Genomic DNA, 26,778 nt, shown 5'->3' with positions numbered 1-26,778 from the left:
TAGGTCGAACGATCGTTCAAATTACGGGGCGCGTCGGATTCTGTAAAGACCCAACGGGCTCGTGCCTCAGTCGGGGAGGCTCACGTTCGATTCGGCGATTCTTATGGCTACCTCGTCCGGGAAGATGTTCCGGAAGACGAAGGGATCACGGCCGAGCACCCAGCCCGGCGCCAGCGCGGTCGCATAGCGCTCGAAATATCCGAGCTGCTTCCCGAACAACACGAGCTCCTCGGGAGTCGACGTGTTCCACTTGCGTCCGAGCGAGACGAGCGCACCGATCAGCTCGCTGAGCCGCAACTCCCCCACGTCCTGACCGAGCAGCGGACCGAAGATCTCCGCCACCTGCCGGCCGACCGCCGCGTCGTCGACGTCGAGGTCGGCGGCGACACCGAGCGCCCGCACACTCTGCGCGACCGCCGTGAAGTCCCCATCGAGCAACGCGGCACGGAACAACGCCCGCAGCAGCGCGCGCCACTTCTCGGGCAGTTCGCCGACGATGCCGAAGTCGAGCAGCGCGACACGTCCGTCGTCGAGCAGCCAGAGATTGCCCGCGTGCACGTCGCCGTGGAACGGACCGTGACAGAGCACCGCCTCCATCCACACCTTCACCCCGCGGCGCACGAGCAGGGAGGTGTCGAGCTCGTCCTGTCCCGGCACCACCCGGTCGACGGGCTTGCCCTGCAGGCGCTCCATGCAGATCACCCGCGGACCGCACCACTGCCAGTACACCTCGGGCACCGTGACATAGGCGTTGTCGCCGAACGCGGAGATGTTGCGGCGGAAGCGATCCTGACGATCCGCTTCGACCGCCGCGTTGAGCTCGGTCATCGTCGCGTTGTAGAGATCGCGGATGATCCCCGGAGTGTTCGCGATACGGAAGAACTCGAAGAGCTGCAGCAGCTTCGCGCCCATGTAGGCGGCGCGCAGATCGACGAGCATGCGGTGCGCGATCCCCGGCCGCTGCACCTTCACCACGGCCCGACGGCCGTCGCGCAGCACGCACCCGTGCACCTGGGCGACGGACGCCGCGGCGAGCGGCACGTCGTCGAACGACTCGAACATCTCGTCGATGCGGTGTCCGAGATCCTGCTCGATCACCGCGCGGGCCTGCTCGGAAGGGAAGGTCGGCACGTCGTCGAGCATGCGCAGGCACGCGTCGGCGAGGGCCACGGGGAACAGTCCGGGCGACGACGCGATGAGCTGGCCCAGCTTCACGAAGGTCGGCCCGAGATGTTCGAAGGCGTCGACGGTGCCGTGCGCGGCCGCTTCGACGACGCTGTGCTGCCGGGGCCGGACGGTCCACCGCAGCACCGCCCACACCACGAAGGTGATCAGGACGACGGCGACGACCACTGCCCGTCCGAGCTCGGCCGGCCCGAACCGGTCGAGCGGAGGCCGCTCGACGTCCAGGGCACCGGGTGGAAGTCCGTCGGCGAAGGGGCCGACGGGCCCGTTGCGCTCGGGCCTGCTGTGCCCCTGCGCTCCGGATACGCCTTCGCGCAGCGTGTACTCGTGCACGACCTGTCCCCACTCCGTCCACCACACGCTCACCTCGGCGCGACTTCGTGCACGGTACCTGCATCCGGCGCCCCGATCGAGACCCGGCGATCATCTGTCTTCTGTCGGTGCCCCCGACTACTCTCTGACGGGTAGCGGATTCGGGTCCGACCAGCCGGGGGTATCGCGCTCATGACCGAACAACTGCTCGAAGAATCTGCCGGTTCGACATCGACGTCGACCGATTTCATGGAACTCGCCGAGCCGTTCCGTCGCGAACTGCTCGCCCACTGTTATCGCATGAGCGGGTCGCTGCACGATGCGGAAGATCTGGTCCAGGAGACCTATCTGCGCGCCTGGCGCGGTTACGAGAACTTCGGCGGCCGCTCCTCACTGCGCACGTGGCTGCACCGGATCGCCACCAACGTGTGCCTGACGGCGCTCGAAGGCCGCAGTCGCCGGCCGTTGCCCACCGGGCTCGGCGCGCCCAGTTCCGATCCCACCGACGATCTGGTCACCCGCCCCGAGGTGCCGTGGCTCGAGCCGTTCCCCATCGGGTACGCCACCGACGATCCGTCGGATCCCGCCACCATCGCCGCCTCCCGCGATTCCGTCCGCCTCGCGTTCGTCGCCGCTCTGCAGCACCTGTCCGCCCGCCAGCGCGCGGTCCTGCTGCTCCGCGAGGTCCTGCAGTGGCGCGCCACCGAGGTCGCAGCCGCGCTCGACACGTCGACGGCGGCGGTCAACAGCCTCCTGCAGCGGGCACGCGCGCAGCTGAAGGACGCCCAGGTCCGCGACGACGACCTCGCCGAACCCGACAGCGCCGAGACCAAGGCGTTGCTGCAGCGCTGGGTCGACGGCTTCGAGAAGTACGACATCGATTCGCTCGTCGAGATGCTCACCCAGGACGCCGTCTGGGAGATGCCGCCGTTCGAAGGCTGGTACCAGGGCCCCGAGGCGATCGTCACCCTCATCAAGCAGAACTGCCCCGCGAAGGGCCCCGGCGACCAGGTGCTGCTTCCCACCGTGGCCAACGGCCAGCCGGCCTTCGGCCTGTACATGCGAGGGGAGGACGGCCGCCACCACCCTTTCCAACTGCAGGTGCTCGACATCGTCGACGGTAGGGTCACGCACGCCACCGTCTTCTTCTCCGACGACACGACGGCGTTGTTTGCCAGGTTCGGGCTACCGGAGGACCCGGCAGCCCGCTGACGTCGAAGGTCACGCCTCGGCAGGCGCGGCTTCCGTGACGTCGGCCTGCTGAGCGGCGGTCATGTCCATCCACATGACCTCCCAGACGTGGTTGTCGAGGTCGCGGAACGCCCGCTGGTACGCGTAGTCGCCCATGTCCTCCTTCGCCTTCTCGGCCCCGGTGGTCACCCATTCGGTGCCGCCGGCCGCGATCGCGCCGTCGACGAGCGCGTCGACACCTTCGCGACTGTCGGCCGATACGCACATCAGCACCTCACGGGCCTTCGTGGTGTCGCAGATGTCGTCGTTGGTGAACATCCGGAACATCTGCTTCTCGAGCAGCATCACGTAGGTCTGGTCGTTGATCTTCAGGCAGGCGGCGTTCTCGTCGCAGAACGACTCGTCGAACGTGAATCCGAGCTTGTCGAAGAATGCGCGGGTGGCGGTGATGTTCTCGACGGCGAGATTGACGAACAGCATGCGCGACATGGTTTCTCCTGTGGTCGGTTCGTCCCGCGGGGACGCGGTGTGGGTGTCACCGATACAGACCGGCCACCCTGCGAGAACTCATCGCGCACCCCGAGATTTCTCGACGCGGTGTGGTCGTCACTGCTTGCCGAGCACCCAGACCGGGCCCGTGATCAGCCAGATCACCGTGATCGTGGCGAGGGTGGGGAAGATTCCGTACAGCGCCGAGGCCTGCTCGCCGTTCGCGACGGTCGACCCGAGCCCGAGCACGGCGGCCGCGCTGATCCCGGCCGCGAGCAGCCATCGTCCGAAGTCCGCACATTCCTTGCGGAAGGCCTCCGGCCCTTTCTTCGGAGCGGGTTCCGGTTTCGCACCACCCGCGAAGTGATAGGCGAATCGCCGGTCGGCCCACCGGACGACGCTCGGTCCGAAGGCGACACTCACACCGAGATAGATACCCGCCACGCGATGGACCCAGCCGACCTCCGCCCCGTTGTGCAGATCCACGGCGACGGCCGCGAGCAGGACGACGTCGATCAGCGGGATCAGGGCGAGCAGCACCGCACCCGTCCTGCCGAGCCGGAGCAGATACCGGAACACCAGTCCGGCCGCGAGCACGACCCAGAACGCGATCTCGCATCCGACGATGAAAGCGGCGATGTGGCTGAACATGGCCTCAGAATCGCGCGCACCTCCCCACGCGCGCGTCGCCCGATGGGCGGCAGATGCCTCATCACTTCGGGTGACGTCGACCCTGATCATCCCCCGGTTGTGGTCGAATCGTTGCCGTGGACAACCGTGAATCCGAGATTCGAGTGGGATTCGTGAACCCGCGGTACAACTCCCTGCTCGTCGCCCTCGCATACTTCGCGGGCGGCGCGCTGTTGTACGCCCTGGATCTCGGTGTGCTCGTCGAGGACCGCCCGCCGCAGCCGCTGTGGGTGTGGCTCGTTCTGCTCGCCTGCGTGTGCGCACCGATGACGATGCGCCGCACGCGACCGCTTCTCGCCCTCGTGCTGGGCACGGTTCCGGTACTGGTCGACCTCGTCGTCGGCCCCTCGCTGCCGGTCTGGATCGCATACGGCGACCTGCTGTACGCCGCAGCGCTCTTCGGCTCGGCACGCACCAGCCGCTTCCTCGAACGCGCCCCTGTTGTCCCGATCGTCGTCGGCGCCGTCGCGCTCGGCGTGTACTTCGGAGAACTGCGCATCGCCGTGTGGGCCGTGTCGATCGCCGCGCTCGTGATCATCGTCCCGATCTGGTGGGCCCGATCCGTCCGCATACATCGGGACGCCGCCGACATCGAACGGGCACGCGCCGAGGCTCTCTCGCGGGTCGCGGAACTGGACCGTCGCGCCGCCATCACCACCGAGCGGCAGCGCCTGGCCCGCGACCTGCACGACGTCGTGGCCGGGCACCTGTCGTCGATCGCGATCCAGAGCGAGGCCGCACTCCGCCTCCGCGAGTCCGACCCGGACAGGGCACTGACCGTGCTCGACTCCGTGCGCTCCGGCAGCGTGGCCGCCCTCCAGGAGATGCAGTCGATGGTGCGCCTGTTGCGCAGCGACGACACCGACGACGAGATCACCACCGCGGGGCGCCTCGCCGACCTCGAACCGCTCACCGCCTCCGCACGTGCCGCCGGCACCTCCGTCCGGATCGACGGTCGTCCACCCGCAGACCTCGACGCGGAGGTCGATCTCACGGCCTACCGCATCGTCCAGGAGACCCTGACGAACGCGGTCAAGCATGCACCGGGACGGCCGGTGACCCTTCGGTTCGACGACACCGACGGCCGGCTCGGGATCGAGGTGGTGAACCCGATCGACGACCCGGACACCCCAGACCCGTCACCGGCCCGCGGCGCCGGGCACGGCCTGCGCAACATCGCCGAACGCGCCGCCGCGGTGGGCGGGCACGCCCGCTCCGGTCGCGACGGGAACGAATGGAGGACATACGTGCAACTGCCGCTCGCGAACAGGAGGACGACGTGACGATCAGGGTGTTGCTCGCCGACGACCACAGCGCCATCCGCGCGGGTCTGCGGCTCCTGCTCGACACGAGCGAGGACATCGAGGTGGTGGGCGAGGCCGCCGACGGCGCCGTCGCGGTGTCGCAGGTCCGCGCGCTCGCCCCGGATGTCGTTCTCATGGACATCCGCATGCCGCATGTCGACGGGATCGCCGCGACCCGCACCATCACCGAGGAGACGAGTGCCCGGGTGCTGGTGCTGACGAGTTTCGAGATCGACGAATACGTCTTCGAGAGCCTTCGTGCCGGGGCGGCCGGATATCTCCTCAAGACCGCCTCGGCGGATGCCATGCTCGACGCGATCCGGGCGGTGCACTCCGGGGAGTCCGTGCTCTCACCGCAGGTCACACGAACCGTCATCGACGCATTCGTCTCGAAATCCGCTCGGCGGGAAGGTGTTACGAACGGGCCGGATTTCGATGCTCTCACCGCGCGCGAACAGGAGGTCTTCGCGTGTCTGGGCGAGGGATTGTCCAACCGCCAGATCGCCACCCGTCTCGGGATCGGTGAGAACACGGCGAAGACGCACGTCGCCCGGGTGCTCCACAAACTCGGGCTGCAATCGCGGATCCAGGCGGCCATCCTCGCCCGGGACATGCCCGATCATCAGCTCTAGGATCGGGGATGCACCAGGATTCGACAACCGACTCCGAAAGCGCGGGAAAAGAAATGACCGGCACTTCCGATCACGACGACCTGCTGCTCAGCGACGCCGAACGCATGCACGCGTTGAACGCACTCGGCGAACACTACGCCGCGGGCCGGCTCGACAGCGTCGAGTTCTACGAACGATCCGGGGAGATATCTTCGGCGCGAACGTTTTCGGCGTTGCTCCCGTCGTTCCGGGGACTGCCCGGCGGTGTTCCTCTCGAACAGGTCGACGGTCACATCCGGATGATCCACGACTCCTCCGCGCCGGCGGTCCGCCACGACAGCTCCCCTGCGGCGGCATCCCAGTCCCCGGAGGACGAACTGGCCTCGCTCCGCGAACGCGGCAGCATGGTCGAGACGCTGGACTGGATCATCATCGGCGTCACGCTCGTGACCTTCCTCGTCCTGCAGATCGCTCTCGACTGGAGCTACGCGTGGATCGTGTGGCCGTCGCTGATCGTCACGCTCAGCGTTCCGCGGTTGATCCTGAAGTACAGCGACGACGACGAGAAGGTCTACGAGGAGCTCAAGAAGTCGGAGGCCGCCGAACGGAAGAAGCGGCTCGAGGAGGCGTCGAAGAGGATCCGGGAACTCGAGGGTCGTCGCGGTCCGGAGACGCCCCGAAGTTGAAGCGACGGGCGACCGCGAACCGGGGCGAACCGCTCCCCGACTGCTCCCCGCTGCGCTGTTCCTGGTAGAAGCAAGGAATGGCAATCGAGACCGCACAGTTCACCGTCGACCGTCCGGGTCGTTTCATGGGTGTCGGAATCGAGGTCGCCGACGACGCGTCGGTCTCGGTCACCCAGTCCGTCGGATCGCACCTGTTCGACCACCGCGGGCAGACCACGCTCGCTTCCATCGGCGTCTTCACCGACGTCGCCGCGGGCGCACCCGCCGGCATCGCGCGGTTCGCGGAGACCGGTGAGCGACCGCAGGGCGTGCTGTCGCACGTGACGGCGACGCTCGCCCACCCCTTCCCCGTCTCGGGGACCCTCGTCGGTCACGGCAGCAGCCTGTTCTTCGACGAGTCCACCGCCGTGTCGGGCACCGACGTGCGCGACGAGGAGGGTGTTCTCGTCGCGCACCTGGTCGGCCGCTCGATCGTTGTCGGGCGCGCCCCGATGGACCACGGCGCCGAGACGTCGGAGGCCGTGCCGGAGCGGGGCGAGCCGGAACTGTGGTCGGATGCCGCGATCCTGGCCGAACTGCCCGGCCTCGACATCGTCACGGGCATCTCCACCGGGACACTTCCGCGGGGCCCGCTCGCCGGTCTGCTCGGACTCGAGGTGACGGCTGCCGAGCGCGGTGCCGTGCAGGCCCGCGTGTCGCCGTGCGAGTGGATGGCCAACGTGATCGGTTCGGTGCAGGGCGGTGTGCTCGTGTCGATGGCGGAGGCAGTCACCGGCCTGGCCGCGCAGACGCTGACCGGCATCGATCAGGACTATCGCGTGCTGGAGATCGGCCTCGACTATCTCCGCTCGCCTGCCGTCCCCGGGCCGGTCATCGAACTGCGGTCCGAAGCGGTGCGGGCCGGACGGCGACTCGCGTCCTTCGAGACGACGCTGTGCGCCGCCGATGGCACCGTCTACGTGCGCGCGCACGCCAACGTCCAGCTGTTCCCCCGCGCGTAACGGGTTCGCAGGAATCTCCCAGCCTTCTCGCACCGTGCCTCGAGCGTCCGGACGCACGATGGTCGGAACAAGAACGCACGGAGGAGAGATCATGAACGAGGACGTCGAGGCGAGCCGCAGACGTGTCAGCCGCCGACGGGCGTTGGCGCTCGGCGGAACGATCGGCCTGGGTGGGCTGATTGCGGCGGCGTGCGGCACGAACGAATCGACCACCGCGACGACCGGCACCGCATCGGCGGCGACCACCACGACATCCACCGCGACCGGCATCGACGCGCAGCTCGTCGCGATGCTGGACGACGCACCGAGCTGCGTGATGAGCGCCGAGGTGACGCAGGGACCGTACTGGTTCGACGTCGACTCCATCCGCCGCGACATCGTCGAGGACCGGCCTGGCCTTCCCCTCACGCTGGCGGTGCGGGTGCAGGATCTCGCGAACTGCGATCCCGGTGGGTCCTCGGCTCCGGTCTCGAACGCCGTCGTCGAGATCTGGCACTGCGACGCCGGGGGCGAGTACTCGGGCTTCGAATCGGGCACGGCCTTCCCGGGTGGCCCGGTTCCGCCGGCGGGTGGGCGTCCACCGGAGGGGATGGCACCCCCGGAAGGCATGCAGCCGCCCGCCGGGATGGGCCCACCGCCCGGGATGCCCGGAGCACCGGGTTCCGGCGAGACGTCCGACGGCTCGTACAGCTCGGGGGACGTGGAGGCCACGACCACCGACGACGGCACATACCTGCGCGGCGCGCAGGTGACGAATGCCGACGGCATCGTCTTCTTCGACACGATCTATCCCGGTTGGTACCGCGGCCGCACCGTGCACATCCATCTGAAGGTGCACATCGATCGGTCGACGGTGCTCACCACGCAGCTGTACTTCGACGACGCGCTCACCGACGAGATCTTCTCGACGGTCGAGCCGTACACCGAGCACAGCGGCCGCGACACCCGCAACGACACCGACTCGATCCACGACCCGACGGGGACGACGGTCACCGCACGTCAGGGCGACCGGGTCCTCGCCGCGGTCAACGTGGGTGTCGACGTCTGATCACCCTGCCCGCCGCGCGGCCGTCACCGCCGCCGCGCCGAGTCTCGGGAACCGGCCGTCGGAGATCGTGGTGAAGGTGTTGCCCATGCGGTTGGTGACGAACGCGACCGACAATCCGGTCTCCGGGTCGGCGAACGCTCCCGAACCGCCGAAGCCGTAGTGGCCGACCGACCGCAGCGGCTGCTGCCTCAGGGCGACCCACCCGGGGTGATAACCCAGCCGCCAGTTGGGCCGGATGCCGAGGACGTAGTCGCGTCGCCGGGTCTGCACTTCGAGCAGCTGGTCGACGGTGTCCTCCTTCAGCAGGCGGGCACCGTCGATCGCTCCACCGTTCGCGATCGCCGCATACATGCGGGCCAGGGCCCGAGCGGTGAACACACCGTTCCATCCCGGCATGACGGCGTCGTGCGCGGACGGACTGCGCATCAGCTCGTCGAAGCCCTCCGCCATGCCTGCCTCGGCGAGACCCCGCACGCCCGGCGCGCGCGACAGCACCGCCGACGCCGTCGTCCACGGTGCCGGCAGGAAGTTGACCTTGGGGAACACCCGGGCGATGCGGTGCCGCTGGTCCTCGGGCACGTGATACCAGAACTCGTCCGTGCCGAGCGGCTCGGCGATCTCGGTGCGCACGAGTTCCTGGAAGGGCGCCCCGGTCACGCGTGACGCGACCTCGGCGACCAGGTTGCCGTAGGTGACGGCGTGATAACCCGGCCCGTGGAAGCGTCGTGGATCGGGCGGGGAGGCGGCGAGCGCGGCGGCCACCGCCTCGGAGTCGAGCAGTCCCTCCCGACCCGGCACGAGACCGCGCGACCTGTGCAGTCCGGCGCGGTGCGACATGAGCTGTCGCAGCGTGATGGTCTCCTTGCCGGCCGCGGCGAACTCCGGCCAGTACTCGGCCACGGCCGCGTCGTAGTCGAGCAGGCCACGCTCGGCGAGGCGGTGCACCACCGTGCTGGCCACTCCCTTGCCGGTGGAGAACGACAGCACGACGGTGTCGCGGGTCCACCGCTTGTCGCGCGCGGCCCAGCCCGCCCAGATGTCGAGGACGGGTTCGCCGTGCAGGTAGCAGGCGAGAGCACCGCCGCCCTGGCCCGGCTTGTAGAACATCCGGAAGAACAGATCCGCGACAGGCATGAAGCGGGGATCGACCAGCATCTGTGTCGACGGGGTCGCCGCGGGCGGCTCCGTCGTGGAACCTTCGGTCATGAGGGCGATGGTAGGAGTATGTAAACGCTCCCGAGGGTGTTCTCCCACTTCTACGGCGGTCCGGTCCGCGGGTGACTGCACGACCTACCCATCCGATGTAAGGATGGGGAGCATGACCCTCGCGCAGAACTCGGAGATTCGCTCCGGCATCGATCTCGGACACGTCGACGAACGGGTCCGCCCCCAGGACGACCTCTTCGAACACGTGAACGGCCGATGGCTCGCCGAACACGAGATCCCCGCCGACCGCGCGCTCGACGGAGCCTTCCGCACGCTCGCCGACAAGGCCGAGGTCGACGTGCGGACCATCATCGAAGAAGCCGCGGCGTCCGGCGCCGAGCCGGGCACCGACGCCCAGAAGATCGGCGACCTCTACACCTCGTTCATGGACACCGCGACGATCGAGGCCGCCGGTCTCGATCCGATCCGCGAGGAACTCGGGGCGGTCTCGGGAGCTGCCGACCGCGCCGCGCTCGCGGCGGTGCTGGGCCGGTTGCAGCGCGCCGGCGTGACGGGCGCGCTCGCGCACTACGTCGACACCGATTCGAAGAACTCCGAGCGGTATCTCGTGCATGTCTCGCAGGGCGGGCTCGGGCTGCCCGACGAGTCGTACTACCGCGAGGACCGCTACACCGAGATCCGCGGCCGGTACACCGCCCACATCGGCCGGATGTTCGCCCTCGCCGACCTGCCCTACGACGCGGCGAAGGTGGTCGCGCTCGAGACGAAGCTGGCCGCCGGGCACTGGGACGTGGTCAAGCGTCGCGATGCCGACCTGAGCTACAACCTGCTCACCCTCGACTCGCTGCTCACCGATCTTCCGCAGTTCGATTGGACCGGATGGCTCACCGCGACCGGCGCGACCACCGAACAGTGGGCGGAGATCGTCGTCCGTCAGCCGAGCTTCCTCGAGACGTTCGCGACGCTGTGGGCCGACGAGGACCTCGACGACTGGAAGGCCTGGGCGGTGTGGCGGGTGCTGCGCGCGCGGGCTCCGTATCTGTCCGAGGCGTTCGTCGACGAGAACTTCGCCTTCTACGGCCGCACGCTCACCGGTACGCAGGAGATCCGGGACCGCTGGAAGCGCGGCGTGTCGCTCGTGCAGGACCTTCTCGGCGAGGCCGTCGGCAAGCTCTACGTCGAACGGCACTTCCCCGCCGAGGCGAAGACGCGCATGCAGGTGCTCGTCGACAATCTCACCGAGGCGTACCGGCAGTCCATCACCGACCTCGAATGGATGAGCCCGGCCACGCGCGAGGCCGCGCTGCGCAAGCTCGAGAAGTTCACGCCCAAGGTCGGCTATCCCGACACCTGGCGCGACTACTCCGCCGTGACGATCACCGCGGACGACGTGGTGGGCAACTACCGCAGCGGGTACGCCGCGGAGTACGACCGCGATCTCGGCAAGCTCGGTGGTCCGGTCGATCGCGGCGAGTGGTTCATGACGCCGCAGACGGTCAACGCCTACTACAACCCGGGGATGAACGAGATCGTCTTCCCCGCCGCGATTCTCCAGCCTCCGTTCTTCGACCTGCATGCCGACGACGCCGCGAACTACGGCGGTATCGGCGCGGTCATCGGGCACGAGATCGGCCACGGTTTCGACGACCAGGGCGCGAAGTACGACGGCGACGGCAATCTGGAGAACTGGTGGACCGATTCGGACCGCGAGGAATTCGGCAAGCGCACCGCCGCACTCATCGCGCAGTACGACGAGTTCGAGCCGAAAGCCCTTCCCGGACAGCGCGTCAACGGCAGCTTCACGATCGGCGAGAACATCGGTGATCTCGGTGGTCTGTCGATCGCGTTGAAGGCCTACGAGATCGCGCTCGACGGCAAGCCCGCGCCCGTCATCGACGGCCTGACCGGGCTGCAGCGCGTGTTCTTCGGGTGGGCGCAGGTGTGGCGTACGAAGGTTCGTGACGAAGAGGCGTCACGACGCCTCGCCGTCGACCCGCACTCGCCGCCGGAGTTCCGCTGCAACGGCGTGATCCGCAACATCGACGCGTTCTACGACGCGTTCGAGGTCAGCGAGGGCGACGGGCTGTATCTCGAACCTTCGGAGCGCGTGCGTATCTGGTAGCTCCACGCACGACCACTGCCCCGACGCGGAATGCGTCGGGGCAGTGGTCGTTTTCAGGTTTCGTTCCCGGGCTGTCGCCTACCGGATCAGCCGAGGTGCGAGCTCGGCACCGGAACGCCGCGCGCGTGGAACCACGGGATGGGGTCGACCTTGGCGCCGCCCGGCTGCCACACCTCGTAGTGCAGGTGCGGTCCGGTGGACTGGCCGCGGTTGCCCATCGTGGCGATCTGCTCACCGGCGCGGACGTGCTGGCCGACCGAGACGAGGGACTGATCGATGTGGCCGTAGACGCCGGTCGTGCCGTCGTCCTGCGCGATGCGCACCCACAGGCCGAAGCCCGAGGCCGGACCGGATTCGATCACGACGCCGTCGGTGACGGAGACGATGGGCGTGCCGATCGAGTTGGCGACGTCGATACCGTTGTGGTTGGTCCCCCAACGCGGGCCGAAGCCGGACGTCAGCGTTCCTGCAGCGGGGAAGGCGAGCGCGGGGCGACGCGCGGCCTCCTCACGAGCGGCCTGCTCGGCGGCCTCGCGGGCGATCCGCTCGGCCTCGGCACGCTGTGCTGCCTCCTGGGCAGCGATCGCCTCGGCGACACGCTGTGCTTCCCGCTCGGCGGCGCGGTTCAGCTTCTCGGTGTAGTGCGATGCGTCGACACCGGCGACCTTCAGCACCTGCGGTGCGGTCGAGAGGTTCTCCCCGGCGCCCGTCCATGCGGTGGCGGACTCGACGCGGACCCGGTCGCCTGCAGCGTTCGCGACCGTAGTTCCGCCGACGGTGACGGCGCTCGCGAGGACCGCGACTGCCATCCACCTGCCGGCGCGGGTTGCGCGCCGGCGCAGATCGGTGGCTTCTCGGGTGTGGGTGGATTCAGGATTTCGGATCACAGCAGTTTCCTCTGGGACAGGCCCTCGGTAACGAAAGGGTCACGATTCCATCACAGAGTACTTCTACCTTTGACGACCTCAGCGTGTCGGCTCGACTCCAAACCGACCGGTATCGGACAAAAGGCGCCCGATTTGCCCTACTCGAATCACATCGACACCATCGACCTCACGCGTTGGACGCAAAACCGGGGTAAACAGTGAGTGACGTCACGCCATCGGATAACGGGGAAACGGTCTCCGATGGGGTATGGAGGCGGTATCGCGGCCCCAGCCGAGAGGGTCCTACCGCACCGCGAAACGCAGACCGAAATTGTCGAACGTCGCGGGCAGCGGACGCGCCGGATCCGGCTTCATATCCGACACCACGGTGAACTCGGCGGACCGGAGCAGAGTCGCAAGGAAGGTGCTCGCCGCGAACAGCACGATGCTGCGCCCGGGGCACACCGTCGGTCCGGCGCTGAACGGCACGAGCGCGGGATAGCGCTCGGCGCGGCCGTCGAGCCAGATCTCGGGTTCGAAGGTGTCGGCGAACGGCAGGTCGTCGGAGCGGTGGAAGGCCGAGGACAGGATCACGAAGCCCGTACCGGCGGGAATCGTGGAGGTACCACTCGCACCGTCGCTCCACGTGGTCTCTTCCACGGAGTCCCGGAGGATCACCGGAGTGGTCGGCCACAGCCGGGTCGTGTCCAACACGCAGGCCCGCAGGTACTCGTAGACCTGCGGTGTCCCGGCTTCGGTTCCCGACAATTCCGACTCGACGCGCAGACGCTGCTCGGAATGGGTCGACAACACCGCCAGGGTTCGGGCGCTGACCATGCCTGCGGCGTCGAACGCGAACAACCAGTGCGGCATCTGCCCGATCGGGTCGACGGACGCCGGCGCTGCGAGGTCCCGGACCACCCCGGCCAGACTCTCGGACGGAGCCGCCGTGACATGACGGTGCAGGTCCTGGGTGAACCGATCGCGCAGGCGGTGCCGGAGCGGATGCGCGAACGACCAGTTCCCGTTCGAGCGCAGCGTCCACAACTGGTCGGTGATGCTCTCGTCGTCGCGGGCGGCGTCGCCGAACGCGAGTCGCCGAACGAGGCGCCACCAGGTCTTCACGAAATCAGGAGCGTCGAGTTCACCGCGCGACCTCGCGTGCTCGAGCAGATTCTGCGCCTCCTGCTCGATCACGGGAACCCACTCGGCCGCGAGACGGTGCAGGGCGTGTTCCGGTTCGAGGACCGACTCGTTGAACGCGCGTCGCTGGGCGCGGATGTCCCCTCGGGAGATGAGCACACCGTTGGGCTGGAACGGACTGAGTGCGGCCACCTTCTCCTTATTGGCCGCAGTGAACGACGCCGTGTCGGTGCGCAGGATCCGGTCCACATCCTCGGGTGTCAGGACGATCGCGAGGGTGCGGCCGGGGATCGGCACGACCACCGGTCCGTCACCGTGCCGCTTCCGTAGATCGGCGACCAGGCGGACCACGCCGGCATCGGACTGGTTCTTCTCGAGCAACTTCATCGCCCAACGCCGACGAGCGATCGGTCCCACCGCCACGAACGGCACGGCCACCTGCCCGAGGAGCCGAGCGGCGTCGGTGGGCGAAACGGTCGCGGTCGTTGCAGGCACAGGCGCTCCCGACGTCGAGGGGACAGGACCTATGGAGAATCCCCCTCACGACCGTTTTCAAACGCCGGGAGTACCTGGTTCAGTACAAGTAGTCCTCACCGCTCGCGCGCACGGTGACGTCGGACAGACTGATGCCCCAGGGTTGGTCGATGACGTGTACCACGGCGTTTGCGAGGTCATCGGGCTGGATGAGCCAGTACTCGACGGAGTCGACGTCGGACAGTTCGGGCGCGAGCGTTCCTTCCATCAGGTCCGTGACATGGCCGGCGTACTGCTCGGCGCGATGCCCGACGAGACCGAAGATCGCGGAATCGTTGACGATCCAGCTAGCCAGGTTCGTACCGGTGATCCCGGTCGGCTTGACCGTCGTCACCTTGATCTTGCCCTTGGATTCGATCCGCAGGGAATCCGACAGGACGGTGACGGCGGCCTTGGTGGCACTGTACACACCCGACCCTGCAATTCCTGCGTTGCCGTAGATCGACGATATGTTCACGACCTGTCCGCGTCCTTGCGAGATCATCTGGTCGTAGACGGCCGAGATGCCGTGGACGACACCTTTGATGTTGATGTCGATCGCCTTGTCCCACTTGGGCAATGCTTGTTCGTGATCGGAAAAGTACGCCAGCGGCATGACGCCGGCGTTGTTCACGAGTACATCGATCGCTCCATAGCTGTCCACGGCATGACGGGCCGCTGCTGCGACCTGCTCGTAGTCGGTCACGTCCGCAACCTGGTAGCTGCCCTGATGCCCGGCGGCGAGGATACCGTCGAACACCTCTGCAAGCGCTGGGGCGTTGACATCGACGCCGACAACCTTCGCGCCGCCCGCCGCGCACTTTTCGGAGATGAGCTTGCCGAAGCCACTACCGGCTCCGGTGACGATGATGACTTTGTCCTGGAGGTATGGGGACACGGAAACTCCTCGATGGATGGGTATTCGGTTGGGGAGAGTCGGAGCGGCAGATCACACGATGTCGACGACGTCGAGGACCGCGCCGAGATGTTCACGGTCGCCGGAGATGTCGACGGCCGACCGCCAGGCAGAGCGGACGGTGCCCCAGCGTAGGAAATCGAGGGCGTCCGAAGTGGCCACGTCGTCGGGAAGGTCGTCGGTTTCGGTGACGACAACCGACTCGCTGTCCATATCGACATCGATGACGAAGCGACGCTCGATCGGTCCTACCAGCGCGAGACCGACGGGCCGTCTCAGCACCGAGCGGACATTCCTTCCGCACATCTGCGGGAGACCTGCGATCATCCAGTCGATGGCGGGGCCGAGGACAGTGGTGGCGTCGAACGAGCCGCCGACGAGCCGTTCGCCGGGCAGCGGGCCGTTCGGTGCCAGGATGTCCGAGGTGAGGTGCACGAGGTGGTCGAAAGCTACTGCGTCGCTGAGCTGTGCAAGACGATAGGTGCCGAGGTCGAGCATGTTTACCGGTACATCCCTTGTTCCCGGGGTCTGCAGTACCTCGAGTGCAGCCAGTCCGGCAGCCGACTGTTCGCGGTAGTAGTCGATCACTCTCGATGTGGGCCAGTCGGCACGCTCGCGGACGGCGGCATCGTTGAGCCGTTCACTCGTTCCGCTCGGGTTGTCGGGCAGGACGAGATCGGGATCGGCGATGAAGTTGAAGAAGAAGCCCATGTGGCCGATGACGTCGTGGATACGCCATCCGTGACAGGCACTGTCGGCGGCCCAATCGTCCGCCGTGAGCTCGGGGAGCATTTCGAGAGTGACATCGGAGAGTGCGCGTGCGGCGACTACGCCGGGTTCGGACATGCGCAACATACCTTTCGGTTGATCGACAGGGCTGAAAGGTCCGGTGTGCGGGGATGTTCACCGGGCGACCGGATCAGGAGGCCAGGAAGATCGACTTGGTCCGCTGATACGAGGCGAGGCCCTCGGGTCCGAGCTCACGTCCGATGCCGCTGGCTTTGACGCCGCCGAACGGGGAGCCCCAGTCGAGGTTGAAGGTGTTGACGCCGAAGGAGCCGGTATCGACCCGTCGTGCGACGTCGAGTCCACGGTCGTCGTCGGTGGTCCATACGGTGCCGCCGAGTCCGTAGTCGGAGTCGTTCGCCAAAGCGATTGCGTCGTCGACGGAGTCGTAGGACAGGACCGCGAGGACGGGGCCGAAGATCTCTTCTCTGGCGATTGTGGCGGCGTTGTCGACGCCGCCGAACACGGTGGGCGAGACGAAGAAGCCTCGACCGATGTCATCGGGTCGGCCGCCGCCGGTGGTGATGGTGCCACCTTCGGCACGGCCCTGCTCGATGAAGGAGAGCACTCGCTGACGTTGACGGTCGCTGACGAGCGGTCCGACATAGGTTTTCGGATCGAGTGGGTCGCCCACCACAAGGCCGGACGCCATGGCCGTGACGGCATCGAGGTACGTCGAATACATGTTCCGGGGGACCAGGACCCTCGTCGACATGTAACAGGTCTGTCCGGAATTGAGCAGCGACGCAGTAGCAAGACCCGTCACGGCCCGCTCCACGTCGGCATCGTCGAGGACTATGGCGGCGGACTTGCCTCCGAGTTCGAGCGTGACCGGACGAATCATCTCGCCACACGTCCGGCCGATGTGCCGACCCGCGGCGGTCGAACCGGTGAAGGCAACCTTGTCGATTCCGGGATGGGACACCAGATATCGACCGAGGTCGGCACCGCCGTTGACGATGTTGAGAACACCGGGTGGTAGGCCTGCCTCGAGGGCGGCTTCCGCGAGAATGTAGGAGTCCAGGGTTGTTTCGGGCGACGGTTTGAGCACTACCGTGCAGCCGGCAGCAAGAGCCGGAGCGATCTTGAACATCGAGAGGACGGCGGGAAAGTTCCATGGAGCGATCGCGGCTACCACGCCGATCGGATCGCGACGCACCACCGTCGTACCGGGTATCGGCCGACTGGCTCGGCGCTCCTCGGGAGCCGCCGTCTCGATGAGGTCGGCGTAGTAGCGGAGCAATTGAACGGGAGCCGCGCCCTCGGCGAACCGGGCGAGTTCGATAGGCATCCCGTTCTCGCGCGTGACGGTCGTGGCACGCACCTCGGCGCGAGCCTCGAGTGCATCCGCGAACCTGTGGAGGTACACGGCGCGCTCGGCGTGACTCGAGGTGCGCCATTCGGTGCCGCGGAACGCGTCGACCGCTGCGTTCACGGCAGCATCCACGTCGGCTTCGGAAGCTTCGGGAACGCTCCCGATCAGCTGTTCCGTCAGCGGGGAGATCACCGGGATCGAGGCCGATCCGGACGGACTCCGCCAGCCCCCGCCGATGAAGAACGACGTGCGAACCGCATCGAATGTAGTGGTGGACATCAATTCTCCTCGAGGAAGATGTTCAGTGCGGTCCGCTCGGGTTTCCGCGTGTGCCTATCGTCACATCGAGCATTCGGGTGAAGATTGACATCTCACGACAATTTTTTTACATTTCGACACATGGCTGACCTGATCAGCGCATCCTCACTCACCCAGGCCCCCGAACTCATCGGCGAACTGGGTGGCGATCCTGCCGATATCTTCGAACGGGTCGGAATCGACCCGACAGCGGTGGGTATGCACGATCAATTCGTCCCGTTCAGTTCGTTGGGAACACTGCTCGGGCTGTGCGCGCGTGAGTTCGCGGCACCCGATTTTGCCCTCCGCCTCGCCGCGCGCCAGAGCCCCGATATCCTCGGTCCGCTGGCCATCGTCGCGAGGAATGCGGAAACCCTCGGCGACGCACTCCGCGAGGTCACCGACTTCACCCATGTCTACAGCCCGGCCATGACGACACACCTCCGGGTGAACGGCACCGACGTCGCCTACGAATTCCGGACCCTGCCGCGGCGCCTCCCCTATCGCGATCACCTCGCCGAACTGGCACTCGGCGTCACCCTGTCCACATTCCGGATGCTCGGAGGAGACGACTTCCCGGTCACGCGGGTCGCGTTCACCCACCCTGCGATCGCCCGACCCGAGGTCTACCGCGAGTACTTCGACTGTCCCGTGGAGTTCGACGCACCTGCCAACCTGCTGCGCTTCCCGCGCGGACTCCTGCAGCGGCGACCTCCCGGCATCGACCCGCTGGCACACGACATCGCCATCCGCTTCATGGCCGGCCGCGACCGGGCCGCCTCCTTTCCCGACGTGGTGTCTTCTGTCGTCGTGCGAGCGTTACCGGCCGGGGCAGCGACCCTCGGGGAGGTTGCCGAACTGATGATGATGCATCCGCGCGCCCTTCAACGCCGCCTGGCAGAATCGGATACCACCTTCGAACACCTCGTCGACGAGACCCGCCGGGAGATCGCGCTCGGATTGCTCGCGAACCGCTCCGTCCCGCTGGCGACGATCGCCCAGCAACTCGGATACTCCGAGCAGAGCACACTGACTCGGAGTTGCCGGCGATGGTTCGGGGCCACCCCGCTGGGTAAACGGCGCGAGCTGACCATCACGCCGTAGCGGCTCCGGGCCCTCGCCGCCCAGCGGCAGGATACTCATCTGCAGGCAAACGAATGTTCGCCTGACGTCCCTGTTCGATTCGGCCCTTTTCGTCGATCCCGGAACGATATCGACGCAGCGAGCCTATTTCCCAGTAGCAAAAGAAGAATCGTCGACGGAGCAACGTGCCGGAGCGATCGGGCAAGAGGTTGACGCGGTGCCGTGGGTCACATAATGTCTCGGACGCCGACCGAACGATCGCTTGGCAATCATCTCCGACAGGAAGGGCCTCCATGGCTACCCATTCGGGTTTCCGAGCGAAGGACGCGCCTCTCGACGAGGCCGTGCACGCTGCGCGTCTCCAGTCACGCCGACCCGCCCGCAAGGCCGCTTTCGCTGCCGCGGTGTCGACCTCCCTCGAGTGGTACGACTTCTTCATCTACGCCACTGCCGCGGCGCTGGTGTTCAACACCACGTTCTTCGCCACCGACAGTGAAGTGGTTGCAGCACTCAACTCGTTCGCGACGGTCGCCGTCGGATTCATAGCTCGTCCGATCGGTGGAATCGTCTCGGGCCACTTCGGTGACAAATACGGTCGCAAGCCTGTTCTGGTAGCCGCCATTCTGATCATGGGTGTCGCGACGACACTGATCGGATTCGTGCCGAACACCTCGATCGCTTGGCTCGCACCGGCGATGCTCGTACTCCTGCGTATCTGCCAGGGTTTGGCGGTCGGAGCCCAGTGGGGTGGCGCAGTTCTACTGGCCACCGAGTACGCTCCCGCAAACCGCCGCGGCTTCTACGGCAGCTTCGCCCAGCTCGGCATCCCGATCGGTGTGGTCGTGGGGAATGCCATCTTCCTCGTGATGGCCTGGGCGGTCTCTCCCGAAGCATTCACCTCGTGGGGATGGCGGGTGCCGTTCTGGATCAGCCTCTTCATGCTCGTCGTGGCATTCGTGATCCATCGCTACCTCGAGGAAACGCCCGAGTTCCAGCAAGTGGAAGCCAAACTCGCGCAAGCGCCGGCGCAGCGCCGCTCCCCGATCCTCGAGGTCCTACGGCACAACAGTGGCACGGTCCTCATGGCCGGAGGCACCTACCTCGTCGGTATCGTCATGTTCTACATCACCATCACCGGCTCGGTGCAGGTGGCGACCACCGACCTCGGCATCGCGCGCTCCGATGTCCTGACGATCATCCTGATCGCCGCAGGCGTGCTCGTGCCGATGGTTCCCCTGACCGCGTACCTGTCGGATCTGTACGGCCGCAAGCTCATCTACGGAATCGGCATCATCGGTATGGGACTGTGGGCGGTGCCGATGTGGCTTCTCATCGGGTCCTCCACGCCGGAGAACATCTGGCCGCTGGCCATCGCCTTGATCGTCTCGTGCGTGGTCATGTCGTTCCAGACCGGTCCGCAGGCCGCGTTGTTCTCCGAACTCTTCCCGCCTGAGATCCGCTATTCCGGAGCGTCATTGGGTTATCAGGCCGCAGCGATCCTCGGTGGCATGGCACCCATGGCGATGGTTGCCTTGATCAACGGCGACGTGTCGAACTTCTGGCGGGTCGGCATGATGAACGTGGCGCTCGCACTGTTCGCTCTCGTCTGCCTGGTCGCCCTCGCCCGCCGACGCCGCTGACCCCTCCCGAACCTTGGAGTAGTGATGTATCCCGGTGCATATCTGGACACCACACCGAACAAGCCGGCCGCGATCATGGCCGACACCGGCGACACTGTCTCCTTCGCCGAACTCGATTCCAATTCGATCCGCATCGCCCGTCACCTGAAGACACTGGGACTGCGGCGCGGCGACCACCTGGCAGTGTTGTCCACCAACAACCTTCGCGTGTTCGACATCTATTGGGCTGCCATGCGGTCCGGCTTGTACATCACCATGGTGAATTGGCATCTCACCCCCGCCGAAGCGGCATACATCGTCACCGACTGCGGCGCCAGGGCCGTCATCGTCGACGCGGCATTGACGGAGATCGCCGACGCCTTGGTGCCGCTGATCCCGAGCACCACGCACCGACTCTCCTTCGGAGGCGCAGTTGCCGGATTCTCCGACCTGGACGTCGCGGCGGCCGGCGAATCCGATGCACCTCTCGACGACCAACCGCGCGGGGCCGACATGCTGTACTCGTCCGGCACCACCGGTCGACCGAAGGGCATCAAACCGGCACTGCCCGAACGCCAGGTCCACGAACCCGGTGACACGATGACGGCGATGAACGCCGAAGTGTGGAACGTGAACTCCGACACCGTCTACCTGTCGCCCGCTCCGCTGTACCACGCCGCACCGCTGCGCACCTGCGCCGCGGTTCAGGCCCTCGGCGGCACGGCCGTGGTGATGGATCGCTTCGACGCCGAGAGGGCACTCGAGTACATCGAGCGGTATCGGGTCACCTACAGCCAGTGGGTGCCCACCATGTTCGTGCGCATGCTCAAGCTTCCCGAGCAGGTGCGAGAGCGCTACGACGTGTCGAGTCTGCAGGTCGCGGTGCACGCTGCAGCACCGTGCCCGGTCGAGGTCAAACGGCAGATGATCGAATGGTGGGGCCCGATCCTGTCGGAGTACTACTCCTCCACCGAACTCAACGGATTGACCATCGTCGACACCGAACAATGGCTGCGCAAGCCCGGAACGGTCGGGCGCCCTGTTCTCGGTGCCGTCCACATCTGCGGGGAGAACGGGTCGGAACTGCCGGCCGGAGAGATCGGCACCATCTATTTCGAGCGCGAGACGCTGCCGTTCGAGTACCACAACGCCCCAGAGAAGACGCGCGACGCCCAACATCCGGATCACCCCACCTGGACGACGACCGGAGATGTCGGTTACCTCGACGAGGACGGTTACCTGTTCCTGACCGACCGCGGCTCGTTTCTCATCATCTCGGGTGGAGTCAACATCTATCCGCAGGAAATCGAGAACGTTCTCGTCGAACACCCGAAGGTGCTCGATGCAGGAGTGATCGGGGTGCCGGACGCCGAGATGGGCGAGGTCGTCACCGCAGTCGTACATCCCGCTCCGGGGGTGACCGGTAACGAGGCCCTTATCGACGAACTTGCCGCCTACCTGCAACAACGCATCGCCAAGTACAAACTCCCACGCCGGATCGTCTTCACCGACGACCTCCCTCGCACCCCCACCGGCAAGCTCGTGAAACGAGCGTTGCAGGAGCACTTCACCCGAGCACCGGCATAGGGAGTTGCACGCGGACCGGGTCCGGACGGACGACGCCGAAGGCGGACTCCGTCCGGTGGTGCCGGCGGGGACGACTACGCTGACACCGATTTCGGCAGGAAGGACAGATCCAAGCATGTGCGCAGCGAAGTCGGATTCGGCGGGTGCGGGTAACGGTCGGCAGGCGATCCTCGACTCGGCGCTGCGCCACATGAACGAGCGGGGGTACCACGGAACGTCCATGCGCGACATCGCGCGAGGGGCGGATATCACCGTGGCCTCGATCTACCACCATTTCGCGTCCAAGCAGGAGATCCTGCAGGACATCATGGTCCGGGCGTTGCACGACGCGATTTCGATGACTCGAGGTGCGTTGCTGCGGGCGGGCGGCGCCCCCGAAGCCCAATTGCAGACCCTGGTACGCGCCTGGGTCATGTTCCACACCACCCGCCAGCTCGACGCCCTGGTAGGGGCAACCGAGATGCGAAGTCTCGATGAGGCGGGACGCCGGCTCATCGTCGCCTTACGGGACGAACAGGAAGGGCTGTTCCGTGACGTGATCGACCGAGGCGTCGAAGAGGGCGCTTTCGCCGTGCGGTACCCGAGAGACGCGGTTCGCGCGATCGTGAACATGGGTCAGTCGGTGTGCACGTGGTGGCGGGCCGACGGACCGCTGACACCCGACGAGTTGGCGCATCGATACGCAGATCTCGCGTTGGCGATGGTGCAGAGGGAGCCCGTGCACTCCCCCTCCTAGTTCGTTCGTCGAATGTCTACTTTCGCGGACTACCCCGTGTGTGGCGTGAGTCATAGCTTTGCCTCGTATCACTCACGTCACCGACAAAGGGAGTGCCGCATGAGCCGGTTGAAGTTCGGAACCTTCCTCGCCCCGATCCACGAGCCAGGACAGAATCCCACGTTGCTCCTGCAGCGTGATCTGGAACTGGTGCAGTATCTCGAGCAGTTGGGGTACGACGAGGCGTGGTTCGGCGAGCACCACTCGGCCGGCGCCGAGATCTATGCGTCGCCCGAGATCATGATTGCGGCCGCCGGGGAACGCACGAGCCGGATCAAGCTCGGCACGGGCGTCACGTCGGTCTCGTATCACAACCCGTTGTGGGCGGCCGAGCGCATGGTCATGCTCGATCATCTCACCCGAGGCCGGGTGTTGTTCGGACTGGGCCCCGGTTCTCTGCCCACAGATGCGGCGATGCTCGGTCTGTCGCAGATCGACACCCGCGAACTGCTTGCGGAGAACACCGACATCATCATGCGGCTGCTCCGAGGCGAGACTGTTTCCGCCAAGACACGTACGCACGAGCTGTTCGATGCCAAGATCCAGATGGCACCGTATTCGGACCCGCTCTTCGACGTCGTAGTGGCTGCGATCGCTTCTCCGACCGGTGCGCGCCTGGCCGGCAAGTACGGAATCGGCCTGCTCTCCATCGCGGCAACGTTGACCGCCGACGGTTTCAGTGCTCTGCAACATCATTGGGGCTTGCTGGAAGAATTCGCAGCCCAGGCCGGCCGCAGCGGCGAAGTGGACCGGTCCACGTGGCGTCTGGTCGGCCCGTTCCACATCGCCGAGACCAAGGAACAGGCGTACAAGGACGTCGAACACGGAATCGAGTACTGGTTCAACTACCTCCAGCACGTAGCCGCCTTCCCACAGATGGACGTCCGGGGCACGAACAAGCACGAGATGATCGACTTCATCAACACCTCGGGTATCGGCGTCATCGGCACCGCGGAGGAAGCGCGCGGACAGGTGCAGCGTCTGATCGACCAGTCCGGTGGATTCGGCACCCTGCTCATCCAGGGACACGACTGGGCCGACCCTCAGGCCACACGTCGCTCCTACGAATTGTTCGCCCAGGATGTCATGCCGTACTTCCAGGGTCAGGCACAACCGATGATCGAAGCCGCCGAGCGCGCACAGGCCGTTCGCGAGGGACAGGCCGCCGAACACGTCAAGGCCGTCGAGCACATGACGAAGAAGTACGAAGCAGAACTCGGCCGCGGGTGACGAGGGTGGACGTCGAAGCACAACCCGCTCGGCAGGAAGCCGAGGGTTTCGGCACCTTGTTCGAGCGTGTGACAGTGATGCACTCGACCGATCGGTGGGCTGCGACCGCGGGCGACCTGTCCGCGGTCCTCGGCGAACCCGAGTTCTCCGATGGAACCGGTTGGGCTGCATGGCATGTCCTCAGCATCTCCGACGAGTCCGAGGGGCCGGCGTGGTCTCTGCTCGCCCGCACGGCCGACCTCGGTGCTGTCACCGAGCGGGCCCGATCACTCGGGTGGGAAGTCGGCGACGTTTCCCGGGGCAGTCACGAGGTCCGAGTGCCTCTGAGGTCCCCCAACGGACTGAGCGTCATCGCCTACAGGCCCGCATCGGCTTCATGATCGCGGTGCTGCGCATGTGACCGTCGGTCGCGGCGCAGCACCGCAATCGCCAGCTCCGACCGATTACGGTGGCCCGTCACTTCGAAGATGCGGCTGATGTACTTCTTGATCGACAACTCCGACAGGGACAACCTCTCCGCAATCTCGGCATTGCTCAACCCGTGACCGACCAACTCCGCGACGTCGAGTTGACGCCGAGTCAGGTTGCCCAACGGGTCCACCGATTCCTCGGCGATTGCGACCGTCACCGTCCGCGAGCGCAAGTGGCGTGCAAGCACCCGCATCGCGATCAGATCGGACCGCTCCCATGAACGCACCTTGTCGAACATTCCGATCAGTGCTTCACCATCGGCGAGAGGCAGGTGGATGGCCGAAGCAGTGCCGATATCGTTCGGGCGCAGATAATCGACGACATAGGAGCGCTGCGGCGACGGCAGTCTCGGCAGCTCGTCCAGAGTCGCGAATCCACAGGAGGACAGCGTGCGACGGGACCGAGGCAGCGCGAAGACATCCTTGTCCTGCCATCGATCCCGGTACGCAGTGAGCAGTGGTGCTGCCGCGCCCGTCAGTACCGGTGCCGGATCGTCGAAGATCTCCGCGTACGTCCTGCCGTGGAAGAACGTGACATCTCGCACGCCGAAGTGAGTAGATATCGCGCACACCAGCGCTTCTTTGAAAGCCTTTCCGCCCCGGGCTTCTTCGCACTGCTCCAGCACCGACAGTATTCCCAGCACCTGCTTTCTGGAGAGCTCGTCGTGCCACGCTCGCGGTTCCATCATCGTTCCCTCCTGCTCGATGCATTCACGACCTTCGACCCGGTGACGCCGATTCGGCGGTCACCGGGCCGGACATCGATATCCGCGAGCGAGCCCGAGTTCGCCACCTACCCGGTGACGCCGGCCTTGTCCTCGGTGTCGGTGGTGTGGTTCGTGCGGATCGTCATCACCGCGAGCAGGCCGACCAAGGCCAGGGCGATGACGAAGAACGACGGAGCCAGAATGTTCCCGGTCTGCTCGACGAGCCAGACGGCGAAGAACGGCGCAGTGCCCCCGGCGATGATGACTCCGAGATTCCATCCCATGGCGACACCGGTGTATCGGGAGTGCTTGTCGAAGAGCTGAGGGAGCAACGTGTAGGCACCCACCTGTGTGGCAACAGAATTCATCATGATCACGATGAATGCGACAGCTGCGACGAACAAACTGTGCTGCATGATGCCCATCATCGGATAGGTGAGCACCACGAAACCGACGAACCCCAGTGTCATCAGCCGGTTCAGTCCTACGCGATCGCCGAGCAGACCCCCGAGCGGCATGCTCAGTGCCGCGATGCCGATGGCCAGCGTGGTCACCCAGTAGACGGGTGCTGTGTCGTAGCCGAGTTGCTTGGAGAGGTGGATTGCCATGTAGGTCAAGCCTATGTAGGCAGTTCCGTTGACCGCGGCACTGATCGCGGTGGCCTGGAGAAGCGCTCGTGGCTGCCTCCGGAAGACCGATCCGACCGGACTGTGGGCCGCCTCGGTGCTCTCCGAGACGTCGTGGGTCTCCGCTACGCGGGTCCTAACCCACAGGCAGAACAACGTGAGAGGCAGGGCGAGGAGGAACGGGATGCGCCATCCCCACGATTCCATCTGCACGTCGGTGGTGAGAGCCGAAACGATGCCTGCCACGGCCGCGGCGAGTGCGAAACCACCTGTGGAACCGAGTGGCGTGAACGATCCGTAGGTGGCTTTGAGGTGGCGCGGTGCCGATTCCGAGATGAAAGTAGCGGATCCTCCGACTTCGCCGCCGGCCGAGAATCCTTGGATCACCCGCACCAGCACGAGAAGAACGGTTGCCCAGATCCCGATCTGAGCGGGCGTCGGAAGCAGACCCATCGCCGTGCTGCCGACACCCATGCAGATCAGCGTGGCCATCAACGCCTTCTTGCGGCCGAAACGATCACCGATGTGGCCGAACACGATTCCGCCGAGGGGTCGGATCAGATACGCCGTTCCGAAGACCGCCAGTGCGGACAGCAGCGACGTCACGGGATCGTCGCTGGGGAAGAACATGGGAGCGATGACGACTGCCATATAACCGTAGAGACTGAAATCGTAGTACTCGATCAGCGTGCCGACGCCGCCTGCGAGGGCGGCTCTGCGCGACTTCCGCCGGTCCTGATCAGTCGCGGTCCGCGAGGACCGCGCTCCCACGTCTTGTGCGGTCATAGGTCGGACCTCCAGATATGAAGTGTGATCCAGGTCATTGCCCGAGATAGTTCTATGCCTAACGATCGATTGTCAACCATTTCCTGAGGAAGTGAATGTTTTGCCTGTTGAAGACGATGACACTCCTAGAATGGCAGGCATTGACAAACGATCGTTCGGTTGTAAGCATGCGGTGAGCGGAAACGGACCTCCGCTTCGCTACGCCGGAGATCACGCAGCGGGTGACGCACTCGGACACAGTCGAGGTGAAGAA

At 66.1% G+C, this 26,778-nt stretch carries 23 protein-coding genes; 12 read left to right on the top strand and 11 right to left on the bottom strand.

Going from position 1 to position 26,778, the window contains the following annotated elements:
- Positions 1 to 66 precede the first annotated feature (66 nt).
- On the bottom strand, positions 67 to 1,503 hold the full coding sequence (locus ACNJ7K_RS24875; protein WP_268655789.1) for an ABC1 kinase family protein: 1,437 nt from the start codon (positions 1,501 to 1,503) through the stop codon (positions 67 to 69).
- 186 nt (positions 1,504 to 1,689) lie between these two features.
- On the opposite strand from ACNJ7K_RS24875, the gene ACNJ7K_RS24870 reads away from it, so the two are divergent.
- On the top strand, positions 1,690 to 2,709 hold the full coding sequence (locus tag ACNJ7K_RS24870) for a sigma-70 family RNA polymerase sigma factor (protein WP_019290822.1): 1,020 nt from the start codon (positions 1,690 to 1,692) through the stop codon (positions 2,707 to 2,709).
- 9 nt (positions 2,710 to 2,718) lie between these two features.
- Here the strand turns inward: ACNJ7K_RS24870 and ACNJ7K_RS24865 are convergent, their stop codons facing one another.
- Positions 2,719 to 3,177: a VOC family protein gene (locus ACNJ7K_RS24865; protein WP_230790547.1), complete on the bottom strand. Its 459-nt coding sequence runs from the start codon at positions 3,175 to 3,177 to the stop codon at positions 2,719 to 2,721.
- Positions 3,178 to 3,294: 117 nt separating this feature from the next.
- Positions 3,295 to 3,828, bottom strand: coding sequence for a hypothetical protein (locus ACNJ7K_RS24860; RefSeq protein ID WP_487042375.1), 534 nt, complete (start codon positions 3,826 to 3,828; stop codon positions 3,295 to 3,297).
- 116 nt (positions 3,829 to 3,944) lie between these two features.
- Between ACNJ7K_RS24860 and ACNJ7K_RS24855 the strand changes: the two genes are divergently transcribed.
- The 5 genes from ACNJ7K_RS24855 to ACNJ7K_RS24835 all read left to right on the top strand — a co-directional run bounded on the left by ACNJ7K_RS24855 (position 3,945) and on the right by ACNJ7K_RS24835 (position 8,517).
- Complete coding sequence (locus ACNJ7K_RS24855; RefSeq protein ID WP_268654647.1) at positions 3,945 to 5,150, top strand: sensor histidine kinase; 1,206 nt, start codon at positions 3,945 to 3,947, stop codon at positions 5,148 to 5,150.
- Positions 5,147 to 5,803 carry a response regulator gene (locus tag ACNJ7K_RS24850; protein ID WP_159417460.1) on the top strand — a complete coding sequence of 219 codons (657 nt, stop codon included), beginning with the start codon at positions 5,147 to 5,149 and terminating at the stop codon, positions 5,801 to 5,803. The genes ACNJ7K_RS24855 and ACNJ7K_RS24850 overlap by 4 nt, the downstream gene beginning before the upstream one ends.
- A 53-nt stretch (positions 5,804 to 5,856) precedes the next feature.
- Complete coding sequence (locus ACNJ7K_RS24845) at positions 5,857 to 6,468, top strand: DUF1707 SHOCT-like domain-containing protein (protein ID WP_159417459.1); 612 nt, start codon at positions 5,857 to 5,859, stop codon at positions 6,466 to 6,468.
- 77 nt (positions 6,469 to 6,545) lie between these two features.
- A complete protein-coding gene (locus ACNJ7K_RS24840) occupies positions 6,546 to 7,469 on the top strand; it encodes a PaaI family thioesterase (RefSeq protein WP_268654650.1) in 924 nt (307 codons plus the stop codon).
- Positions 7,470 to 7,560: 91 nt separating this feature from the next.
- Entirely contained in the window at positions 7,561 to 8,517 is a 957-nt protein-coding gene (locus ACNJ7K_RS24835) for a peptidase associated/transthyretin-like domain-containing protein (RefSeq protein WP_268654651.1), read from the top strand.
- On the opposite strand, the gene ACNJ7K_RS24830 is transcribed toward ACNJ7K_RS24835, so the two are convergent.
- Complete coding sequence (locus tag ACNJ7K_RS24830; protein WP_487042374.1) at positions 8,518 to 9,723, bottom strand: serine hydrolase domain-containing protein; 1,206 nt, start codon at positions 9,721 to 9,723, stop codon at positions 8,518 to 8,520.
- 112 nt (positions 9,724 to 9,835) lie between these two features.
- Here ACNJ7K_RS24830 and ACNJ7K_RS24825 point away from each other — a divergent pair, with 112 nt between their 5' ends.
- Entirely contained in the window at positions 9,836 to 11,806 is a 1,971-nt protein-coding gene (locus ACNJ7K_RS24825; protein WP_487042373.1) for a M13 family metallopeptidase, read from the top strand.
- 86 nt (positions 11,807 to 11,892) lie between these two features.
- Here the strand turns inward: ACNJ7K_RS24825 and ACNJ7K_RS24820 are convergent, their stop codons facing one another.
- The 5 genes from ACNJ7K_RS24820 to ACNJ7K_RS24800 all read right to left on the bottom strand — a co-directional run bounded on the left by ACNJ7K_RS24820 (position 11,893) and on the right by ACNJ7K_RS24800 (position 17,624).
- On the bottom strand, positions 11,893 to 12,615 hold the full coding sequence (locus tag ACNJ7K_RS24820) for a M23 family metallopeptidase (RefSeq protein ID WP_060650268.1): 723 nt from the start codon (positions 12,613 to 12,615) through the stop codon (positions 11,893 to 11,895).
- Positions 12,616 to 12,975: 360 nt separating this feature from the next.
- A complete protein-coding gene (locus ACNJ7K_RS24815) occupies positions 12,976 to 14,310 on the bottom strand; it encodes a cytochrome P450 (protein ID WP_487042372.1) in 1,335 nt (444 codons plus the stop codon).
- 79 nt (positions 14,311 to 14,389) lie between these two features.
- Positions 14,390 to 15,226 carry an SDR family oxidoreductase gene (locus tag ACNJ7K_RS24810; RefSeq protein WP_447816847.1) on the bottom strand — a complete coding sequence of 279 codons (837 nt, stop codon included), beginning with the start codon at positions 15,224 to 15,226 and terminating at the stop codon, positions 14,390 to 14,392.
- A gap of 51 nt (positions 15,227 to 15,277) precedes the next feature.
- Positions 15,278 to 16,090: a maleylpyruvate isomerase N-terminal domain-containing protein gene (locus ACNJ7K_RS24805; RefSeq protein WP_447816846.1), complete on the bottom strand. Its 813-nt coding sequence runs from the start codon at positions 16,088 to 16,090 to the stop codon at positions 15,278 to 15,280.
- A 73-nt stretch (positions 16,091 to 16,163) separates the two neighbouring features.
- Complete coding sequence (locus ACNJ7K_RS24800; protein ID WP_487042371.1) at positions 16,164 to 17,624, bottom strand: aldehyde dehydrogenase; 1,461 nt, start codon at positions 17,622 to 17,624, stop codon at positions 16,164 to 16,166.
- Positions 17,625 to 17,744: 120 nt separating this feature from the next.
- Between ACNJ7K_RS24800 and ACNJ7K_RS24795 the strand changes: the two genes are divergently transcribed.
- The 5 genes from ACNJ7K_RS24795 (at position 17,745) to ACNJ7K_RS24775 (ending at position 23,936) form a co-directional block, all read left to right on the top strand.
- Positions 17,745 to 18,746 (top strand): AraC family transcriptional regulator, encoded by a 1,002-nt coding sequence (locus ACNJ7K_RS24795; RefSeq protein WP_487042370.1) that lies wholly within the window; start codon positions 17,745 to 17,747, stop codon positions 18,744 to 18,746.
- 272 nt (positions 18,747 to 19,018) lie between these two features.
- On the top strand, positions 19,019 to 20,365 hold the full coding sequence (locus tag ACNJ7K_RS24790) for an MFS transporter (protein ID WP_487042369.1): 1,347 nt from the start codon (positions 19,019 to 19,021) through the stop codon (positions 20,363 to 20,365).
- 24 nt (positions 20,366 to 20,389) lie between these two features.
- Positions 20,390 to 21,931 carry an acyl-CoA synthetase gene (locus tag ACNJ7K_RS24785; RefSeq protein ID WP_487042368.1) on the top strand — a complete coding sequence of 514 codons (1,542 nt, stop codon included), beginning with the start codon at positions 20,390 to 20,392 and terminating at the stop codon, positions 21,929 to 21,931.
- 115 nt (positions 21,932 to 22,046) lie between these two features.
- Positions 22,047 to 22,667 carry a TetR/AcrR family transcriptional regulator gene (locus ACNJ7K_RS24780; protein ID WP_487042367.1) on the top strand — a complete coding sequence of 207 codons (621 nt, stop codon included), beginning with the start codon at positions 22,047 to 22,049 and terminating at the stop codon, positions 22,665 to 22,667.
- Between the two features lie 99 nt (positions 22,668 to 22,766).
- Entirely contained in the window at positions 22,767 to 23,936 is a 1,170-nt protein-coding gene (locus ACNJ7K_RS24775; protein ID WP_447816840.1) for an LLM class flavin-dependent oxidoreductase, read from the top strand.
- A 355-nt stretch (positions 23,937 to 24,291) separates the two neighbouring features.
- Here ACNJ7K_RS24775 and ACNJ7K_RS24770 read toward each other — a convergent pair whose 3' ends face one another.
- Both ACNJ7K_RS24770 and ACNJ7K_RS24765 read right to left on the bottom strand, forming a co-directional pair.
- On the bottom strand, positions 24,292 to 25,095 hold the full coding sequence (locus ACNJ7K_RS24770) for a helix-turn-helix transcriptional regulator (protein ID WP_487042366.1): 804 nt from the start codon (positions 25,093 to 25,095) through the stop codon (positions 24,292 to 24,294).
- Between the two features lie 104 nt (positions 25,096 to 25,199).
- Complete coding sequence (locus ACNJ7K_RS24765) at positions 25,200 to 26,525, bottom strand: MFS transporter (protein WP_487042365.1); 1,326 nt, start codon at positions 26,523 to 26,525, stop codon at positions 25,200 to 25,202.
- Between the last annotated feature and the right edge of the window lie 253 nt (positions 26,526 to 26,778).

Source organism: Rhodococcus shunpengi (assembly GCF_048381395.1).
Classification (GTDB): Bacteria; Actinomycetota; Actinomycetes; order Mycobacteriales; family Mycobacteriaceae; genus Rhodococcus.
This window is presented reverse-complemented; position numbering and strand designations above follow the sequence as displayed.

What these genes read in the sequence shown, in the direction of transcription:
- ACNJ7K_RS24770 (WP_487042366.1), bottom strand. Translation starts at nt 25,095, where the DNA reads ATGATGGAACCGCGAGCGTGGCACGACGAGCTCTCCAGAAAGCAGGTG.
- ACNJ7K_RS24785 (WP_487042368.1), top strand. Translation starts at nt 20,390, where the DNA reads ATGTATCCCGGTGCATATCTGGACACCACACCGAACAAGCCGGCCGCG.
- ACNJ7K_RS24765 (WP_487042365.1), bottom strand. Translation starts at nt 26,525, where the DNA reads ATGACCGCACAAGACGTGGGAGCGCGGTCCTCGCGGACCGCGACTGAT.
- ACNJ7K_RS24805 (WP_447816846.1), bottom strand. Translation starts at nt 16,090, where the DNA reads ATGTCCGAACCCGGCGTAGTCGCCGCACGCGCACTCTCCGATGTCACT.
- ACNJ7K_RS24825 (WP_487042373.1), top strand. Translation starts at nt 9,836, where the DNA reads ATGACCCTCGCGCAGAACTCGGAGATTCGCTCCGGCATCGATCTCGGA.
- ACNJ7K_RS24775 (WP_447816840.1), top strand. Translation starts at nt 22,767, where the DNA reads ATGAGCCGGTTGAAGTTCGGAACCTTCCTCGCCCCGATCCACGAGCCA.
- ACNJ7K_RS24840 (WP_268654650.1), top strand. Translation starts at nt 6,546, where the DNA reads ATGGCAATCGAGACCGCACAGTTCACCGTCGACCGTCCGGGTCGTTTC.
- ACNJ7K_RS24865 (WP_230790547.1), bottom strand. Translation starts at nt 3,177, where the DNA reads ATGTCGCGCATGCTGTTCGTCAATCTCGCCGTCGAGAACATCACCGCC.
- ACNJ7K_RS24820 (WP_060650268.1), bottom strand. Translation starts at nt 12,615, where the DNA reads ATGGCAGTCGCGGTCCTCGCGAGCGCCGTCACCGTCGGCGGAACTACG.
- ACNJ7K_RS24845 (WP_159417459.1), top strand. Translation starts at nt 5,857, where the DNA reads ATGACCGGCACTTCCGATCACGACGACCTGCTGCTCAGCGACGCCGAA.
- ACNJ7K_RS24780 (WP_487042367.1), top strand. Translation starts at nt 22,047, where the DNA reads ATGTGCGCAGCGAAGTCGGATTCGGCGGGTGCGGGTAACGGTCGGCAG.
- ACNJ7K_RS24795 (WP_487042370.1), top strand. Translation starts at nt 17,745, where the DNA reads ATGGCTGACCTGATCAGCGCATCCTCACTCACCCAGGCCCCCGAACTC.
- ACNJ7K_RS24870 (WP_019290822.1), top strand. Translation starts at nt 1,690, where the DNA reads ATGACCGAACAACTGCTCGAAGAATCTGCCGGTTCGACATCGACGTCG.
- ACNJ7K_RS24790 (WP_487042369.1), top strand. Translation starts at nt 19,019, where the DNA reads ATGGCTACCCATTCGGGTTTCCGAGCGAAGGACGCGCCTCTCGACGAG.
- ACNJ7K_RS24800 (WP_487042371.1), bottom strand. Translation starts at nt 17,624, where the DNA reads ATGTCCACCACTACATTCGATGCGGTTCGCACGTCGTTCTTCATCGGC.
- ACNJ7K_RS24835 (WP_268654651.1), top strand. Translation starts at nt 7,561, where the DNA reads ATGAACGAGGACGTCGAGGCGAGCCGCAGACGTGTCAGCCGCCGACGG.
- ACNJ7K_RS24830 (WP_487042374.1), bottom strand. Translation starts at nt 9,723, where the DNA reads ATGACCGAAGGTTCCACGACGGAGCCGCCCGCGGCGACCCCGTCGACA.
- ACNJ7K_RS24860 (WP_487042375.1), bottom strand. Translation starts at nt 3,828, where the DNA reads ATGTTCAGCCACATCGCCGCTTTCATCGTCGGATGCGAGATCGCGTTC.